We start from the raw sequence: 16,376 nt of genomic DNA on the forward strand, positions 1-16,376 counted from the left end.
ACATCCTCGATCCCCAATTGCTGCGCAGCTTCGTCGCCGTGGCCGACAGCGGCAGCTTCACCCGCGCCGCCGAGCGCGTCCATCTGACCCAGTCCACGGTCAGCCAGCAATTGCGCCGGCTCGAGGAGCAGTGCGGGTGCGCGCTGCTCGACCGCGGCGGGCGCTATGTCACGCCGACGCCCGAGGGCGAACGCCTGCTGGGCTATGCACGGCGGATCCTGCAGCTGTCGGGCGAGGCCGTCGCGCTGATCCGCGACAGCGCGGTGCAGGGCGAGATCCGGCTCGGCGTGCCGGAAGACTTCGCCGCGCAGACGCTGACGCCGGTGCTGGCCGATTTCGCCGACGCGTGGCCCGGCGTGCGGCTCGAGGTCACCAGCGGCCTGAGCCACGAGCTATGGCAGGGATTCCAGGAGGGCGACTTCGATCTGGCGCTGATCAAGCAGCGCGAGGGCAGCGCCGCCGGGCTCGCGAGCTGGCCCGAGCCGTTGTGCTGGATTGACAGCCGCCGGCGTCCCGCCTTCGGGCGCGAGCCGGTGCCGCTGGCGGTCTTTCCTGGCGGCGCCCTGTATCGCGGGGAGATGACGCATGCGCTGGAGGCGAGCGGCCGGCGCTGGCGCATCGGCTTCGTCAGCGCGAGTCTCGCCAGCCTCAGTTCGGCGGTGGCCGACGGCCTGGGCATCAGCCTGCTGCCGCGCCGCGTGGTCACGCGCGCGCATCGCGTGCTCGACGAGCCCGCGCTGATCGGCGCGGTGCCGCCGGTCGAGCTGAGCCTGCATGCCCGGCCGGAACCGTCGGCGCCGGCGCGCGACATGGCGGCGCGGCTGCAGGCCATGTGCGATGCCGTGATGCGGCGCGACCAGCGGCGCGGCCAGTTGCGCGACTAGCACCCGCTCAAGCACCGCGTTAGTCCCGGCGAGCAGCCTGTTAGCACCGGATCAGCGACGAGTCAGCACCGAGTTAGCACCGAGTTGGCACCGAGTTAGCACTGAGTCAGCACGGTGCAGCGGCCGGTCGGCAGCGGGCAGCGCCGGGTCAGCGACGCGTTAGCGGCGGATCGGCGCGTGATCACCGATCCGTGCGGATCGGCCCGAACTCGACCGGCACCCACGTATAGCCGTTGCCGTCGGCCCGCACGTGCCCGATGCCGGGGAAGGGCAGATGCATGCCGGCGACCCACAGCTTGTTGCGCGCGGCATCGTTGAACAGCCGCTTGCGCGTGCGCACCGCGGCGCGGCTGTCCACGTCGAATTCGATCGCGACATCCGGCCGGCGGAACTGCACCGCATGGCTGTGCACGATGTCGCCCCACACCAGCAGGCTGTGCGCCTTGCCGTTCTTCTCCGAGCGCACCAGATAGCCGGTATGGCCGGGGGTGTGGCCATAGGCGGCCACCGCGGCGATGCCCGGCACCACCTCGTCGCCGGCCTTGAAGGTGCGGAAGCGCCCGCCCGCCTGATACGGTGCCACCGCATCGCGCGCCATCTTGAAGTAGGGCTGCGCCTCGGCCGGGGCCTTGTCGGCGATGTCCTGCGACAGCCAGTAGTCCGCGTCCATCTGCGAGGCATGGACCGTCGCCGTGGGGAACACCGGCTTGCCGTCGACCGCGAGGCCGCAGGCATGGTCGCCATGCAGATGGGTCAGCAGCACGGTGTCGACCTGCATCGGGTCGTAGCCGGCCGCCCGAATGTTGTCGACGATCTTGCCCAGTGCGGGGCCGAAGCAGGCGCCGGCGCCGGTGTCGACCAGCACCAGCTGCTTGCCGGTGTGGATCAGGAACCCGTTGACCGCGGTCTGCACGCCGGGTGTCGAGTCGAGGAACATGCGAGCCAGCAGGGTTTGCACCTCGCGCGCGCTGGTGTTGCGCAGCAGCTTGGGGTCGACATCGATATACCCGTCGTACAGCGCGGTGATCTCGAACTCGCCGAGCATCATCCGGTAATAGCCGGGCACCTGATTCTGCTGCTGCGCCGGTACGCCCTGCGCGTGGGCCGGCGTGCCGGCGAGCGCCGCGCACGACAGTGCGGCGGCCAGCGCGAGAGGAAGAACACGACGCGGAAGGGCAAAACGGGACGGGTTCATACGGCGCTCCATGCGGAAGAACGTTGTTTGGCGCAATGACGGGAACAACAAGCCGGAAATCGGGCTGGCGCTAATGTATCACTCGTCACATTTCCCCGCAGACCGTCACTCCGCTGGCGGCAGCCGATACGGCACGCTGCCGTGCTCGTTGGTCGCCTCGACCAGGCGGATCAGATACAGCAGGAACCGTTCACGGTCGGCCGGCGGCAGATGGTCGACGGTGCGATCGTGCGCGCGCTGAACCGCCGCCTCCATCTTCCTGACCAGTGTCTTGCCCTTGCGGGTCAGCTTGACGAGCTTGACGCGCCGGTCGGTTTCGCTTTGCCGGCGCTGCAGCAGTCCGCGCGCCTCCAGCCGAGGAATGACTTCGGCCACCGTGGTGCGCTCCAGGCCTACCTCGAGGGCCACGGTGTTCTGGTCGAGTTCGCCGTGCTGCTCCAGTGCCGTCAACAGGCTGTACTGGACGGGCGTGATGCCGAACGCCTCGGTCTCCTCGAGGAACAGCGAGCAGTGGACCTGATGCAGGCGCCGGATCAGGAAGCCGGGGCGCCCCAGCAGCGTGGAGCGGTGCCGGGCGGCGTCGATCTCGGTCTGGATGGCGATGGGTCGTTTGGTCGTCGTCATGCGGTGCGGTGTTCGGAAACGGACGGCATTTCGCCGCCGGCGGTTGGCGCCAGGTCAGGGGGCAGCCGTTCCAGCGTGGCTTCGGTTGCCGCCATTATCGCCGGATAGGTGGTATGCCCCGTATTGCACAGCAACGGGGCAGGTTTGCTGCCCGCTGGGTTCGTATACGCCGATTCCCGGTGCGCCGGCACCAGCCTCGCGCATCCGGAATCGACCCGGATAAGTGGCATACCCCGTATTTCGTTGCGTCGACGGAAGACCGCAAAGCCTTGGCCGGCAAGGGTTTCCGGCAACGGGGGCCGGGCCTGCGGCATGCACTGGCAAAGTTCTTGCGTTTTGCAGGCAGCGTTTTCACCCCACGAGGCCAGCATGACTGCAAGTAAGCGCGACATCGTTCTTCGGCAAGGCCGCGTCATCGATCCGGACGCCGGCATCGACGCGGTGTGCGATGTATGGATCCGCAACGGCCGCATCGCCGCCGTCGGCGACGGCTCGGCGGCCTTGCCTGCCGACGCCGATGCGGCCGAAGTCGTCGACTGCCGCGGCAAGCTGGTGCTGCCCGGCCTGATCGACACGCACGCGCACGTGTACCAGTACGTGACCGGACGCTTCGGGCTGAACGCGGACATGTGCGGCGTGCATTCCGGGGTCACCACGCTGATCGACCAGGGCGGCGCGAGCTGCATGACGCTGCCCGGCTTTCGGCACTACGTTGCCGAGCCGGCAAGCAGCCGCATCTACGCCTTCCTGTCCGCCTATCTGGTCGGCGGGCTCGAAGGCCATTACTACGCCGAGCTGTATCGGCCCGAATGTGTCGATGTCGATGCCACGGTGAAGGCCGCGCTGGCCAACGCCGACCTGGTGCGCGGCATCAAGGCCCATGCCGAGCTCGGCGGGTTTGCGCGGTGGGGCGTCGAGGTGATGCGTGCGTCCGCCGAGATCGGCCGTCAGGCAGCGCTGCCGGTCTACGTCCACTTCGGCCAGTTGTGGCCGATGCCTGGCCACCCCGAGCATGAGGTCGACCCCGACACGATCCTCGAGCAGGTGGTCGACATGCTCAAGCCCGGCGATGTGCTGGCGCATCCGTTCAGCCGCCATCCCGGCGGCTTCGTCAACCGCGACGGCACCGTGCACCCGCTGGCGCGCGAGGCGGCGGCGCGCGGCCTGAAGATCGACGTCGGTCACGGCTCGCACTTCAGCTACCGGATGGCGCGCACCGTGCTGGACGCCGGCATCGTGCCCGATACGCTGGGCGCCGACATGCACGGCTACAACACGCACGTGCCGGCGCCAGCGGGTACGCCGGCGGAACATCCGGACCAGGACCATATGTTCCTCGGCCGCGTCCGCTTCAGCCTGGTGTCGGCGATGACCAGCATGCTGGCGCTCGGTTTGCCACTGGACCATGTGGTGCGCATGGCCACCGTCAATGCGGCACGCATGGCCGGCCTGAAGGACGGCGCCGGCACGCTGCGGGTCGGTGCCGAGGCCAACGTCTCGGTGCTGGAAGACCTGCGTGGCCGCTGGGTCCTCGCCGACAACGAGGGGACCCAGGTGGTGGTCGAGCGGATGCTGGAACCGGTGTTCTGCCTGCGCGCCGGGCAGCGCTTCGATGCGGCCGCGTCCATCCTGCCCGTTGCGCAGGTCGCCTAGGGAGATCGCGATGACGACCCCGGCAGCGCACGGCGACCGCAGCAAGAACGGCGGCAACAACGGCGGCAACAACGGCGGCAAGACCGGCGGGAAGACCGGCGGCATCGGCGCGCGGCTGCGCCGCAAGGAGGACGACCGATTCCTGCGCGGCCGCGGCGACTATGTCGCCAACCTGCGCATGGTCGGCATGCGCGATGTCGCGTTCGTGCGCAGTCCGCTGGCGCATGCGCGCATCCGCGGCATCGAGAAGCCCGAAGGGCTGGCCGATGCGGTATTCACGCTGGCCGACCTCGACGGAGTGCGGCCCATCGTCGCCGACTCGGGGCTCGCCGGCTTCAAGTCGTCGGCGCAGCCGGTGCTCGCCGACGGCAAGGTGCGCCAGGTCGGCGAGATGATTGCGATGTGCGTGGCCCCGACCCGCGCGCTGGCCGAAGACATTGCGGCGCAGGTCTTCGTCGACTTCGAGGAGCTGCCGGCGGTGGTCGACATGCTGGCCGCACGCGAGGCCGGCGCGCCGCTCGTGCACGAGCACTGGGGCGACAACGTGTTTCTTTCGACGGCGGTCGGCACGGACGGCGACAACGAGGCCGCGTTGGCCGCGATCCGCGCGAGCGCGCCGATTCACGTCATCCGCACGCTGCGTACCGCGCGCCAGAGCATGGCGCCGATGGAGGGCCGTGGCGTGGTCGCCTGGTGGGACCGGCGCCTGGCCCAGCTGGTGGTGGTCACCGCGGCGCAAATGCCGCATATCAACCGCACGGGGTTGGCAGGCTGTCTGGGCCTGGACGAAGGGCAGGTTCGCGTGATCTCGCCGGACGTCGGCGGCGGCTTCGGCTACAAGGGAATCCTGCTGCCCGAAGAAGTCTGCGTCGCGTGGCTGGCGATGCGGCTGGAGCAGCCGGTGCGCTGGATCGAGGATCGGCGCGAGCAGCTGACGGCCAACGCGAACTGCCGCGAGCACGCCTATCGCATCGAGGCCTGGGCCGAGCGCGATGGCCGCCTGCTGGCGGTCGACTGCGAGGCCACGGTGGATTCGGGCTGCTATTCGTCGTACCCGTTCTCGGCCTGCCTGGAGGCCGCACAGGTCGGCAGCATCCTGCCGGGGCCCTACATGATGGAGCGCTATCGCTGCCGCACCTGGTCGGTGGCGACCAACAAGCCGCCGATCCTGCCATACCGCGGCGTGGCGCGCACCGGCGTCTGCTTCGCGATCGAGAGCGTGATGGACGCGATCGCGGTCGAGGCGGGGCTGGAACCCCATCAGGTGCGGCTGCGCAATCTGGTGCCGCCCGAGCGCATGCCGTTCGACAACATCACCGGCAAGCACTTCGACAGCGGCGACTATCCCGAATGCGTGCGACGCGCCGTGGCGGCCATCGATCTGCCGGGCCTGCGGGCGCGCCAGCAGCGCGGCGAGCCCGACGGGCGCCGCATTGGCGTCGGGTTTGCGGTGTTCTGCGAGCAGGGCGCCCATGGCACTTCCGTCTATCACGGCTGGGGCATTCCGATGGTGCCGGGCCGCGAGCCGGCCGTGGTGCGGCTGACGCCGGACGGGGTGCTGGAGATCCGCGCCGGCGTGCATTCGCACGGGCAAGGCATGGAAACGACGCTGGCGCAGATCGCGCACGAGGTGCTCGGCGTCGACACCGATCAGGTGCGCGTGCTGCTTGGCGATACCGCGATCACGCCGTACTCCACCGGCACCTGGGGCTCGCGCTCGATCGTGATGGCGGGCGGGGCCGTGGGCCAGGCCTGCAAGCAGTTGCGAACACGGCTGCTGCACATCGGCGCCCATCTGCTGGGGCTGCCTGTGCCGGCGGCGCGCTGGGAGGACGGGGCGGTGGTGGGCGGCGGTGGCCGCGTGCCGCTGGCCGAGCTCGCCCACGTCTGGTACCGGCAGCCGCAGAAGTTGCCCGCCGATGTCGATCCTGCGGGGCTGGAGGTCATGACCACCTACCAGGCAACGCGCGATACCGGCACCTTCAGCTATGCGTGCCATGCGGTGGCGGTCGCCGTCGATACCGAACTCGGCAAGGTCGAACTGATCGACTACGCGATCGTCGAGGACGGCGGCGTGCTGATCAATCCGATGGTGGTCGACGGCCAGGTCTACGGCGGGGCGGCGCAGGGCATCGGCACCGCGCTGTACGAGGAGATGCGCTACAGCGAAGACGGCCAGCCGCAGGCATCGACGCTGGCCGACTACCTGCTGCCTGGCGCTACCGAAGTGCCTGCGATCCGCATCCACCATATGGAAACGCCGGCGCCCTACACCGAGTTCGGCCAGAAGGGCATCGGCGAGAGCGGTGCGATCGGCTCGCCCGCGGCGATCGTCAACGCCATCAATGACGCGTTGCGGCCGCTGGGCGCCGAACTGCGCGAGCTGCCGGCAAGCCCGCGGGCGATCCTCGCCGCGCTCGCCAATGCGCGTGCCAGGGATGTCCGCCACCCCGGCCACTTCAGCCCGATGCCGTCGTCGCCTGCGCAGGTGGCGGCATGAAGCCGGCGCCGTTCGACTATCGGCGGCCCGACACCGTCGAAGCGGCGCTCGCCGCGCTCGCCGGCAGCAATGGCGTTGCCAAGGCCGTCGCCGGTGGCCAGTCGCTTGGCCCGATGCTGAACCTGCGGCTGGCACAGCCGGCCGAGCTGATCGATCTGGGCGGCATCGCGGCACTGCGCGAATGCCTCGACGCGGGCACGTCGGTGCAACTGGGCGCCGGCATCACCCATGCGCAGATCGAGGACGGGCGCATTCCCGATCCGAGCCGCGGCCTGATGTCCTTCGTCGCGCGCGGCATCGCTTATCGGGCCGTGCGCAACCGCGGCACACTGGGCGGCAGCCTGGCCCATGCCGACCCGGCGGCCGACTGGATCAACGTGATGGCGCTGCTCGACTCCACCTGCATCGTGATGGGCCCGCGCGGCCAGCGCGAGATCGCGCAGCGCGACTGGATGGTCGGCGCATTCACCACGGCGCTGGCGGATGACGAAGTGCTGCTCGGGGTCCGCATCGCGCGCTTGAGCCCCGGCGCGCGCTGGAGCTACTACAAGGTCAACCGCAAGCCGGGCGAATTCGCCGAGGCGATCTGCGCCTTCGTCGACGACGGCGCACAGGGTAGGCGTCGCGCGGTGATCGGCGCCATCGACGGCGCGCCGTTCGTGATCGCCGACGCCGGCGCGCTGATCGAGCGCTGGGACGAAGCGCTGGCGCACCGCCACCTGTGCGAGGCCGGGCTCGAGCCCGGCACGCTTGAATACCAACTCCACGCGGTGGCGTTGCGGCGCGCCGCCGCGGCGCTGGCTGTCTTTACCGGAGAAGGCGCATGACACTCCCCATGCCTGTCGAACTGTGTGTCAACGGCGAGCGTGTCAGCGCCGCCATCGAGCCCCGCACGCACCTGGCCGACTTCCTGCGCGAACACCTGAACCTGACAGGCACCAATCTCGGCTGCGAGCAGGGCGTCTGCGGCGCCTGCACGTTGCAGGTCGACGGCGTGCCGACGCGCTCGTGCACCGTGCTGGCCGTCAGCTGCACCGGCGCCGAGGTACGCACCATCGAGGACTTCGATGCCGACCCCGTGATGGCGCAACTGCGCGAAGCCTTCAGCGCCGAACACGCGCTGCAATGCGGATATTGCACGCCGGGCATGCTGGCCACCGCGCGTGACATCGTGCTGCGGCTGCCGGATGCCGACGATGCGCGCGTCCGTCACGAGCTTGCCGGCAACCTGTGCCGCTGCACCGGCTATGTCGGCCTGGTGCGGGCGATACGCAGCGTGCTCGATGCCCGCAAGACCGCCGGCGCGGTCAATCGCACCTGACCAGAACCCGCGGGAACCGACACGACACGCTACCGAGGCGACCCACAGGAGGCTGAGCCCCGCATGGAACTCCAACAAACGATCTTGCTGCCGTTCGCGCGCGACGCGGTATGGCGCTGCTTCCGCGATACCGAGGGCGTGATCGCCTGCCTGCCCGGGGCGTCGCTGTCGGCGCCGCCACGAGACGGCCGGTTGCCCCTGACGATGACCGTCAAGCTCGGGCCCATCGTCGCGGTCTTCGCCGGCGACGGCGAGATGCGCCTGGACGATGCCGATTACCGTGGCGCGGTGACAGGCACCGGTGCGGACCGCAAGAGCGGCTCGCGCGTCAAGGGCGAGGCCGCGTTCTCGCTGCATGACGTCGCGGACGCGACCGGCGGGCCCGCCACGCGCGTCGACATCGCGGTCGACTATGCGATCGCCGGCAGCCTGGCGCAGTTCTCGCGAGGCGGCATCGTCCGCGAGCTGGCCGCCCGGCTGACCGAGGCCTTTGCCGCCAACCTGCGCCGCAAGCTCGAAGCCGAGGCCGGACCGGCCGTTACCGTTGCGGCGGCTCCCACGGTAGCCGCCTTCGCCGCGGCCGAGCCGCCTGCCTTTGTCGACACGGCGCCTGCGCCGTCGAGGCAGGCGCCAGCCAGTGCGCCGGCCAGTGCGCCGCTCGACCTCAATGCCCTGTTCTGGCCCGCGCTGTGGGCCCGCCTGCGGCAGTGGCTGTCGTTTGGCCGCCGCTGAGTTTGCCGTCCCTTTCCCTGATTCGCTCCGCAAGACCTGTCCCGTGACGAGGTATTCCATGACTCCCAAGCTGATCCGTACCGCGCTGCTGTCCGCGCTCCTGATGGGCGCCACCGCGCTGGCCCAGGCCCAGTCCACCATCCGCATCGGCGCGCCGCTCGCGTTGACCGGAGGCCTGGCCGACGAAGGCAAGAAGCAGCAGGTCGCCTATGACATGTGGCTCAAGCGGGTCAACGCGGCCGGCGGCATCAATGTCGGCGGCACCCGGCGCAAGGTGGAGCTGATCACCTACGATTACCAGTCCGACGAGAAGCGCGCGCAGCAGATGGCCGAGAAGCTGATCACGCAGGACAAGGTCGAATTCCTGACCGCGCCCTTCGGCTCCGGACATACCAAGGTTGTCGCGGGCGTGGCCGAGCGCTATGGCATTCCCGTCATGGCGTCGGCCGCGTCGTCGGAGTCGGTGTTCGACCAGGGCTACAAATACCTGTTCGGCACGCTGGCACCGAACGGCGGCCTGGTCGATTCGATGATCCGCACCTTCACCGCACAGATGCCCACGGTCAAGAAGATCGCGATCCTCGGCCGCGAGGACGTGTTTCCGCGCTCGATGGCCGCGACCATGAAGGCACATGCCGAGAAGGCCGGGCTCAAGGTCGTCCACAACGAATATTTCCCGGTGGGAGCGCTCGACCATTCCGCGTCGCTGTCGCGCATCAAGGCATCGGGCGCCGAGTGGATCTATATCACCGGCTACACCAAGGACCTGATCCTGGTGCGCAAGCAGATGGCCGATCTGGGCACGACCGCGCCGATCATCACGATGATCACCGGTCCGGCCTACCGCGAGTTCATCGATGCGCTGGGCCCGCTCGCCAACAACGTCAGCAGCGCGACCTGGTGGCATCCGTCGTCGCAATACAAGGCGGACGATGTGTTCGGTTCGACCAAGGCGTTCTACGACGAGTTCGTCGCCCGCGAGAAGCACGACCCCGACTATGTGCACGCCTCCGCGGCGGCGGCGCTGATCGCGCTGCAGAAGGCCATCGAGAAGGCGGGCAGCACGCAGGGCGCCAAGGTGCGCGACGCGCTGGCCTCGCTCGATGCGATGACGTTCTACGGCCCGGTCAAGTTCGGCCCCAATGGCATGAATGCCGGGCGCGACCTGCCGATCATCCAGGTCCAGTCGGGCAAGGTGGCCGTGCTGTATCCGCAAGCCGTCAAGCAGGCCGACCTCGTCGCCGTGCGCTGACACGGACCGCCGGAAGCCACCGCCATGAGTCTCTACGCACAAATCGTCGTCAACGGCCTGATGCTGGGCGCGCTGTACGCCTGCATCGCCGTCGGCTTTTCGCTGGTCTGGGGCGTGCTGAACGTGATCAACATGCTGCACGGGTCGTTCATCGTGCTGGGGGGCTATCTGGCCTACTTCGCGTGGCTGCACTGGCAGGTCAGTCCCTTCGTGATGCTGCTGGTGGTATCGGTGGGATTGTTCCTGCTCGGCTTCCTGCTGCAGTACGGGCTGGTCAACCGGGTCGTGTCGCAGCCGGTGCTGACCACGCTGACGCTGACCTTCGGCCTGGACATGATCCTCTACAACCTGATGAACGTGTGGTTCGACGCGACGCCGCGCCGGATTTCGCTGGACCTTGGGCGGCTGGACCTGAACGGCGTGATCGTGCCGAACGACCGGCTGCTGGCGATGCTGCTGGCGCTGGCGATGACCGGCGTGCTCTATCTGGTGCTGCGCAGCTCGCGCATCGGCCGCGCGATCGTCGCGGTGCGGATGGACCGTGATGCCGCCACGCTGATGGGCATTCGCGTGGGCCGCGTCTACGCGATCACGTTCGGCATCGGCGCGCTGATGGCCGGCGCCTGCGGCGTGCTGATGTCGGTGGTGTTCCCGATCACCACCAATATCACCGGGCTGCTGCTCGGCAAGGCCTTCGTGATCTGCGTGATCGGCGGGCTCGGCACGGTGCCGGGCGCGCTGGTCGGCGGCCTCGCACTGGGGCTGATCGAGAGTGTGGCGGGCAACTTCCTGGGGGCGCAGAGCGCGATCCTGGTCGGCTCGCTGCTGATGCTGGTGCTGTTGATGACGCGGCCCACCGGGCTGATCGGCAAGCGAGGGTACCAATGAACGCCAACCGTTCCCGCTTCCCCGCGCGCGGCGCGCATCTGCTGTTCGCCGGCGGCGTGCTGTTGCTGGCCGCGATGCCGTTCCTGGCCGACAACTACTTCGTGCGGCTCGCCACGTTCGTCTGCATGTACGGCGCGCTGGCGCTGTCGTGGAACTTCATCGGCGGCTATGCCGGCTATCCGTCGTTCTCCACCGCGGCCTTTGTCGGCCTGGGCAGCTATGTCGGCGGCCTGCTGCAGAACGCGGGCGTGCCGATGGTGCTCGCCTGGCTGGGCGCGACCGTGTTCGTCAGCCTGTTCGCCGCGTTGCTTGGCGGCGCAATCCTGCGGATGAAGGGCCATTACTTCGCGATCGGGTCGATCACGCTGGTCGAGGTGCTGCGCATGGTCGCCTCGCTGTGGGTCGATGTGACCGGCGGCGGTGACGGGCTCAATATCCGCATCCTCGGCGGCGGCCCGGACTTCGCCGGCCGTGTCTTCCTGTACGCGATGCTGGCGGTGATGCTGTGCGCGTGGGCCACCACGCTGGCGGTCGAGCGCTCGCGGCTCGGCTTCGGCCTGCGCTGCATCAGCCAGAACGAGGAGGCCGCCGATATGGTTGGCATCGACACCAACCGCTACAAGACCGCGGCCTACACACTGTCGGCCGTCTATTGCGGCACCGTCGGCGCCATCTACGCGTCGTGGGTCTCGTATATCGCGCCGACCGACGCGTTCGGCATCCTGCTGACGCTGAAGGTGCCCGTGATGGCGATGCTGGGAGGACTTGGCACAGTGTACGGGCCGCTGGTCGGCGCCACCGCCTTCGTGCTGATGGAGGAAACCATCTGGGCGCGCTTTCTCGACTACCACCAGGCGATCCTCGGCGTGGTGATCGTGCTGCTGATCTTCTTCCTGCCGGGCGGCCTGCTGAAGATCGACTATCGGCGCGGGCTGGCACGCATCCGATCGGCCGCCTGGGCGCGCGCCGGCCGCGCCACCGCGACGGAGGTGCGCTGATGGGCAAGCTGCTGGAGGTCCAGGCACTGGACAAGCATTTCGGCGGGTTGCATGCGACCCGCGAGGTCAGCTTCGCGCTGGAGGAAGGCGAGATCGTCGGACTGATCGGACCGAACGGCGCGGGCAAGACCACGCTGGTCAATCTGATCACCGGCGTGGTGCGCGCCGACGGCGGCTCGGTGGTGTTCCGCGGCCGGGACGTGACCGCGCAGCGGCCGTGGCAGGCGGCCCGCAGCGGCCTGGCGCGGACCTTCCAGATCGTGCAGCCGTTTCCGCAGATGACGGTGCTCGAGAACGTCTGCGCCGGCGCGCTGTTCGCGGGCCACGCGGCGAGCCTGGCGCAGGCCGAGCGCGACGCGATGGACCATCTCGAATTCGTCGGCCTCGCGCACGAGGCGCGGCGCCCGGCCACCGCGCTGACGCTGCCGTCGCGCAAGCGGCTGGAACTGGCCAAAAGCCTGGCGATGCGGCCGCGCCTGCTGCTGCTCGACGAGGTCAACGCGGGGCTGAACAGCGCCGAGATCGACCAGGCGCTGGCGTTGATGCGCGCGATCGCGGCGCGCGGCGTCACCATCCTGCTGATCGAACATCTGATGAAGGTCGTGATGTCCCTGAGCCAGCGCATCCTGGTGCTGCATCAGGGCGAACTGATCGCGCAGGGCGAGCCGCAGGCCGTGATCCGCGACGCGCGCGTGGTGGAGGCCTATCTGGGCAGCAAGTTTGCCGCGCGCCAGGCGGCGCATGGCGTAGCCGCGACGCCGGCGGCGGACACCACCACGGAGGTCCACCGATGAACGTCCAAACCCGCGTCGCCATGGGCGCTCGCACCAGTGCCGCGCCCGCCGGCGCCGCCGCGCCCCTCAACACGCCGCTGCTGGAGATTGCCGGGCTGCGCGCCGGCTACGGCGACGTGCAGGTGCTGTGGGGCATCGACCTGCAGGTGCCGGCCGGCGAGATCACCTGCATCGTCGGCTCCAACGGCGCCGGCAAGTCCACGCTGCTGCGGACGATCTCCGGCATGGTCAAGCCCTCGGGCGGGCGACTCGCGTTTGCCGGCAAGGACATGACCGGCGCCAGTCCCGACGCGATGCTGCGCGCCGGCGTCGCGCATGTGCCCGAAGGGCGGCGGCTGTTCCGCGGCCTGTCGATACGCGACAACCTGCTGCTTGGCGCGTATCTGCGCAGCGACAGCCGCGCCGACATCGAGGCAGACCTCGACTTCGTCTTCACCATGTTTCCGATCCTGAAGACGCGCCAGAAGCAGGATGCCACCACGCTGTCCGGCGGCGAGCAGCAGATGTGCGCGATCGGTCGCGGCATCATGTCGCGCCCGCAACTGCTGATGATCGACGAGCTGTCGCTGGGGCTGGCCCCGCGTGCGGTCGAGAACCTGGGCGAGGCGCTGCTGCAGATCAACCGCGCGGGGCTGACCATCCTGCTGGTCGAGCAGGATGTGCTGACGGCGTTCGAGCTGGCCCGCCATGCAAACGTGGTCGAGACCGGACGCATCTCGCTTGCAGGCGACACGCGCGTGCTGGCCGACGATCCCCGTGTGCGCCAGGCCTATATGGGGATGTGAGGCGGCATGAGAATGGCAATGGACGCGATCGATGCCAATGAAGCGGACCGCCGCGCCGCCAATGCGCGCGTGCTGGCGCGGCTCGTCTCGGTGCAACCCGCGTGGACGGCCGTAAGACCCGCGCGCGAGGCGCTCGGTCTGGAGCACCACACCCTGCTGCACGCCGGCCCGCCGCTGACGGACCCGTGCCGGCCGCCGGCACCGCTGCTCGCTTCGGCCGTGCTGTGCTGCCTGCACGAGGGCTGGGCGAGCGATGCGATGGCGGCCGAGCGCGCGATTGCATCCGGGCGCATTGCGTTGCGGCCGGCGCAGGACTTCGGCGCCGTCACGCCGCTGGCCGCGTTGATTTCGCCTTCCTCGGCGCTGGTGGAGGTCGCCGACGTCGCGGCTCCAGCCGCGTACTGCCCGCGTGCCCGGGCGTGGTCGCTGCTGGGCAGCGGCGCGGGGCCGCAGTTGCGCTTCGGCAGCCGGGATCCCGCGATCCTGCCCAGGCTGGCGTGGCGCGATGGCCCGCTGGCGCGCCGGCTGAGCGCCGTGCTGGCCGCCGGGCCGCTGCCCCTGCTGCCGCTGGCGGCGGCGGGACTGGCCGGTGGCGACGATCTGCATGCGCGTACCGTCGTGGCCAACGCGGCCCTGTGCGAGCGGCTGATCCCGGCGCTGGACACCCTTCCCGACGTGGCGGCCGACGCCACCGGCGAAGCAGACGCGTACGCGCTGGCGCAGATGCTGCGCCAGACGCCGCTGTTTTTCCTGACGCTTTGGATGGCGGCCTGCCACCTGATGCTCGAACGCGCCGCCGATGGCGGCCGCGACGCGGCGTCGACCCTCGTCGTGGCGCTGGCCGGCAATGGGCAGCAGGCTGGCATCCGGCTGGCTGGCCAGCCGCATCGATGGCATACCGCGGCTGCCGCCGCACCGGTCGGGCCGCCGCTGAACGCATCGGCGGCCGCGGCCACCGCCTCGCCGGTAATCGGCGACAGCGGCGTCATCGATGTGTTGGGCTGTGGCGGGCAGGCATTGACCGGAGCGCCGGAGATCGCCACCGTGCTGGCGCCATGGTTGCCGGCCGACTGGCGCAAGCGGTCCGGAACCCTGCTGGCGGGCCGGCATCCGGGCCTGGCGCCGCAAGGGCTGGCCGTGGGCCTCGATGCCGCACGCGTCGCCGCGGGTTGCGAGCCGCTGACCGCGATCGCCATGATCGATGCCGCCGGGGAACGGGGCCTGCTCGGCCGCGGGCTGTTCGTGCCGCCCGCGACCCTGTTCGCGCAGGCCGCGCGGGACATCGCGGCAGCGGCCGGCGAGGCCTGACGCCGCCGGGCCATTGCGGGCGCCGATTTCGCCACGCAGCGCCGGGTTGGTCCCTGCGCTTGCCGCCACTGTGCCGTCCCCCTATAGTCGGGCCAATGTCCTTCAACTCGGGAAACGGCATGACCACCAGCGATTCCGCTCCGAAACGGCAAGCAGCCGGCGCCTCGACGCCCGTCGTGGCCGACGCGCGCGGCCACGTCGTCGAGCAACCGGTGTCGGAGCGCATCCGCGCCCGGCTTCTCGCCGCGCGCCAGCGCTTCCACGCCAACGACAATATCTCGCGCTTCATCGAGCCGGGCGAGCTCGACCAGTTGTCGAAGGAGGTCGAGAACCGGCTGGCCGACGTGCTGCGCAGCCTGGTGATCGATATCGACAACGATCACAACACGCAGGAGACCGCGCGCCGCGTCGCCAAGATGTACCTGAAGGAAATTTTCGCCGGCCGCTATGTGCATGCGCCGAGCGTGACGGAATTTCCCAATGTCGAGCAGCTCAGCGAGCTGATGATCGTCGGTCCGATCCGCGTGCGCAGCGCGTGTTCGCACCACCTGTGTCCGATCATCGGCAAGCTGTGGGTGGGCGTCATGCCGAACCAGCACTCGAACCTGATCGGCCTGTCCAAATATGCGCGGCTGGCCGAATGGATCATGTGCCGGCCGCAGATCCAGGAAGAAGCAGTCAGCCAGATGGCGGACCTGCTGCAGCAGAAGATGAATCCGGACGGCCTGGCCATCGTGATGGAGGCCGAGCACTTCTGCATGCACTGGCGCGGCGTGCGCGATACCGACGCCAAGATGACCAACAGCGTGATGCGCGGCTCCTTCCTGAAGAACGACAGCCTGCGGCGCGAATTCCTGACCCTGCTCAATCTGAACCGCGGCTGAAGGAGGCCATCATGCTAGTTCGTCTGCTTTACGCGAGCCGCGCCCGCCAGCCCGCCGACGAGGATCTGGTCGATACCATCGTCGCCACCAGCATCGAGCGCAATCCGCCGCAAGGCATCACCGGGGTGCTGTGCTACGGCAACGGTGTGTTCCTGCAGGCCCTGGAGGGCGCCCGCGCCGAGGTGTCGGCGCTCTATCACCGGATCGCACAGGACCCGCGGCACGAGGACGTGGTGCTGCTGCACTACGAGGAAATCGCCGAGCGGGAATTTGCCGGCTGGGCGATGGGGCTGGTCGATACCTGCCGCATCAATACCGCCACGCTGCTGAAGTATTTCCCGCGGGCGGAGTTCGATCCGTACCGCACCAGCGGCCGCGCCTCGCTGGCGCTGCTGGGCGAATTGATCGCCGGGAATGCGGTGGTGGCGCGCAGCGCGGAACGGCCGCGTTATTGAACCGTTGCCGTTTAGGGTTCGATGGCCGCCGAGCGGTCGGTGGTGGCCGTCGCGGGATCGCTGACCACCGAAGGGTCGCCGACCATCGACGGCCAGCGAGGGT

General features: G+C 69.3%; 16 protein-coding genes. 14 read left to right on the top strand and 2 right to left on the bottom strand.

Annotated features, from left to right (window positions below; translation table 11 throughout):
* Positions 1-2: 2 nt before the first annotated feature.
* Complete coding sequence (locus tag F1599_RS23630) at positions 3-884, top strand: LysR family transcriptional regulator (protein ID WP_395897042.1); 882 nt, start codon at positions 3-5, stop codon at positions 882-884.
* A 181-nt stretch (positions 885-1,065) separates the two neighbouring features.
* On the opposite strand, the gene F1599_RS23635 is transcribed toward F1599_RS23630, so the two are convergent.
* Positions 1,066-2,079 carry an MBL fold metallo-hydrolase gene (locus tag F1599_RS23635; protein WP_150084725.1) on the bottom strand — a complete coding sequence of 338 codons (1,014 nt, stop codon included), beginning with the start codon at positions 2,077-2,079 and terminating at the stop codon, positions 1,066-1,068.
* 105 nt (positions 2,080-2,184) lie between these two features.
* Positions 2,185-2,703 carry a MarR family winged helix-turn-helix transcriptional regulator gene (locus tag F1599_RS23640; RefSeq protein WP_150084726.1) on the bottom strand — a complete coding sequence of 173 codons (519 nt, stop codon included), beginning with the start codon at positions 2,701-2,703 and terminating at the stop codon, positions 2,185-2,187.
* A gap of 369 nt (positions 2,704-3,072) precedes the next feature.
* Between F1599_RS23640 and F1599_RS23645 the strand changes: the two genes are divergently transcribed.
* The 13 genes from F1599_RS23645 (at position 3,073) to F1599_RS23705 (ending at position 16,273) form a co-directional block, all read left to right on the top strand.
* Entirely contained in the window at positions 3,073-4,356 is a 1,284-nt protein-coding gene (locus F1599_RS23645) for an amidohydrolase/deacetylase family metallohydrolase (protein ID WP_150084727.1), read from the top strand.
* Between the two features lie 10 nt (positions 4,357-4,366).
* Complete coding sequence (locus F1599_RS23650) at positions 4,367-6,856, top strand: xanthine dehydrogenase family protein molybdopterin-binding subunit (RefSeq protein ID WP_150084728.1); 2,490 nt, start codon at positions 4,367-4,369, stop codon at positions 6,854-6,856.
* Positions 6,853-7,683 carry an FAD binding domain-containing protein gene (locus F1599_RS23655; protein WP_150084729.1) on the top strand — a complete coding sequence of 277 codons (831 nt, stop codon included), beginning with the start codon at positions 6,853-6,855 and terminating at the stop codon, positions 7,681-7,683. Before F1599_RS23650 ends, F1599_RS23655 begins: the two co-directional genes overlap by 4 nt.
* Complete coding sequence (locus F1599_RS23660) at positions 7,680-8,177, top strand: (2Fe-2S)-binding protein (RefSeq protein WP_150084730.1); 498 nt, start codon at positions 7,680-7,682, stop codon at positions 8,175-8,177. Before F1599_RS23655 ends, F1599_RS23660 begins: the two co-directional genes overlap by 4 nt.
* 63 nt (positions 8,178-8,240) lie before the next feature.
* Positions 8,241-8,909, top strand: coding sequence for an SRPBCC family protein (locus F1599_RS23665; RefSeq protein ID WP_150084731.1), 669 nt, complete (start codon positions 8,241-8,243; stop codon positions 8,907-8,909).
* 58 nt (positions 8,910-8,967) lie between these two features.
* Positions 8,968-10,161, top strand: a complete 1,194-nt coding sequence (locus tag F1599_RS23670; RefSeq protein ID WP_150084732.1) for an amino acid ABC transporter substrate-binding protein — start codon at positions 8,968-8,970, stop codon at positions 10,159-10,161.
* A 24-nt stretch (positions 10,162-10,185) separates the two neighbouring features.
* Positions 10,186-11,049, top strand: coding sequence for a branched-chain amino acid ABC transporter permease (locus F1599_RS23675; RefSeq protein ID WP_150084733.1), 864 nt, complete (start codon positions 10,186-10,188; stop codon positions 11,047-11,049).
* Positions 11,046-12,047, top strand: a complete 1,002-nt coding sequence (locus F1599_RS23680) for a branched-chain amino acid ABC transporter permease (protein ID WP_150084734.1) — start codon at positions 11,046-11,048, stop codon at positions 12,045-12,047. Before F1599_RS23675 ends, F1599_RS23680 begins: the two co-directional genes overlap by 4 nt.
* Positions 12,047-12,841, top strand: a complete 795-nt coding sequence (locus F1599_RS23685; protein ID WP_150084735.1) for an ABC transporter ATP-binding protein — start codon at positions 12,047-12,049, stop codon at positions 12,839-12,841. Before F1599_RS23680 ends, F1599_RS23685 begins: the two co-directional genes overlap by 1 nt.
* Positions 12,838-13,626, top strand: a complete 789-nt coding sequence (locus F1599_RS23690; protein WP_223819853.1) for an ABC transporter ATP-binding protein — start codon at positions 12,838-12,840, stop codon at positions 13,624-13,626. The genes F1599_RS23685 and F1599_RS23690 overlap by 4 nt, the downstream gene beginning before the upstream one ends.
* A gap of 18 nt (positions 13,627-13,644) precedes the next feature.
* Positions 13,645-14,934, top strand: a complete 1,290-nt coding sequence (locus F1599_RS23695) for an oxamate carbamoyltransferase subunit AllG family protein (protein WP_150084736.1) — start codon at positions 13,645-13,647, stop codon at positions 14,932-14,934.
* A gap of 119 nt (positions 14,935-15,053) precedes the next feature.
* Positions 15,054-15,818, top strand: coding sequence for a GTP cyclohydrolase I (gene folE / locus F1599_RS23700; protein ID WP_150084737.1), 765 nt, complete (start codon positions 15,054-15,056; stop codon positions 15,816-15,818).
* A gap of 11 nt (positions 15,819-15,829) precedes the next feature.
* Positions 15,830-16,273 (top strand): BLUF domain-containing protein, encoded by a 444-nt coding sequence (locus F1599_RS23705; RefSeq protein WP_149318550.1) that lies wholly within the window; start codon positions 15,830-15,832, stop codon positions 16,271-16,273.
* Positions 16,274-16,376 lie beyond the last annotated feature (103 nt).

This window comes from Cupriavidus cauae (genome assembly GCF_008632125.1).
GTDB classification, from domain to species: domain Bacteria; phylum Pseudomonadota; class Gammaproteobacteria; order Burkholderiales; family Burkholderiaceae; genus Cupriavidus; species Cupriavidus cauae.

Excerpts from the sequence above, each read along its gene's own strand:
- F1599_RS23635 (WP_150084725.1), bottom strand. The coding sequence starts at position 2,079 with ATGAACCCGTCCCGTTTTGCCCTTCCGCGTCGTGTTCTTCCTCTCGCG.
- F1599_RS23640 (WP_150084726.1), bottom strand. The coding sequence starts at position 2,703 with ATGACGACGACCAAACGACCCATCGCCATCCAGACCGAGATCGACGCC.
- F1599_RS23645 (WP_150084727.1), top strand. The coding sequence starts at position 3,073 with ATGACTGCAAGTAAGCGCGACATCGTTCTTCGGCAAGGCCGCGTCATC.
- F1599_RS23650 (WP_150084728.1), top strand. The coding sequence starts at position 4,367 with ATGACGACCCCGGCAGCGCACGGCGACCGCAGCAAGAACGGCGGCAAC.
- F1599_RS23655 (WP_150084729.1), top strand. The coding sequence starts at position 6,853 with ATGAAGCCGGCGCCGTTCGACTATCGGCGGCCCGACACCGTCGAAGCG.
- F1599_RS23660 (WP_150084730.1), top strand. The coding sequence starts at position 7,680 with ATGACACTCCCCATGCCTGTCGAACTGTGTGTCAACGGCGAGCGTGTC.
- F1599_RS23665 (WP_150084731.1), top strand. The coding sequence starts at position 8,241 with ATGGAACTCCAACAAACGATCTTGCTGCCGTTCGCGCGCGACGCGGTA.
- F1599_RS23670 (WP_150084732.1), top strand. The coding sequence starts at position 8,968 with ATGACTCCCAAGCTGATCCGTACCGCGCTGCTGTCCGCGCTCCTGATG.
- F1599_RS23675 (WP_150084733.1), top strand. The coding sequence starts at position 10,186 with ATGAGTCTCTACGCACAAATCGTCGTCAACGGCCTGATGCTGGGCGCG.
- F1599_RS23680 (WP_150084734.1), top strand. The coding sequence starts at position 11,046 with ATGAACGCCAACCGTTCCCGCTTCCCCGCGCGCGGCGCGCATCTGCTG.
- F1599_RS23685 (WP_150084735.1), top strand. The coding sequence starts at position 12,047 with ATGGGCAAGCTGCTGGAGGTCCAGGCACTGGACAAGCATTTCGGCGGG.
- F1599_RS23690 (WP_223819853.1), top strand. The coding sequence starts at position 12,838 with ATGAACGTCCAAACCCGCGTCGCCATGGGCGCTCGCACCAGTGCCGCG.
- F1599_RS23695 (WP_150084736.1), top strand. The coding sequence starts at position 13,645 with ATGGACGCGATCGATGCCAATGAAGCGGACCGCCGCGCCGCCAATGCG.
- folE (WP_150084737.1), top strand. The coding sequence starts at position 15,054 with ATGACCACCAGCGATTCCGCTCCGAAACGGCAAGCAGCCGGCGCCTCG.
- F1599_RS23705 (WP_149318550.1), top strand. The coding sequence starts at position 15,830 with ATGCTAGTTCGTCTGCTTTACGCGAGCCGCGCCCGCCAGCCCGCCGAC.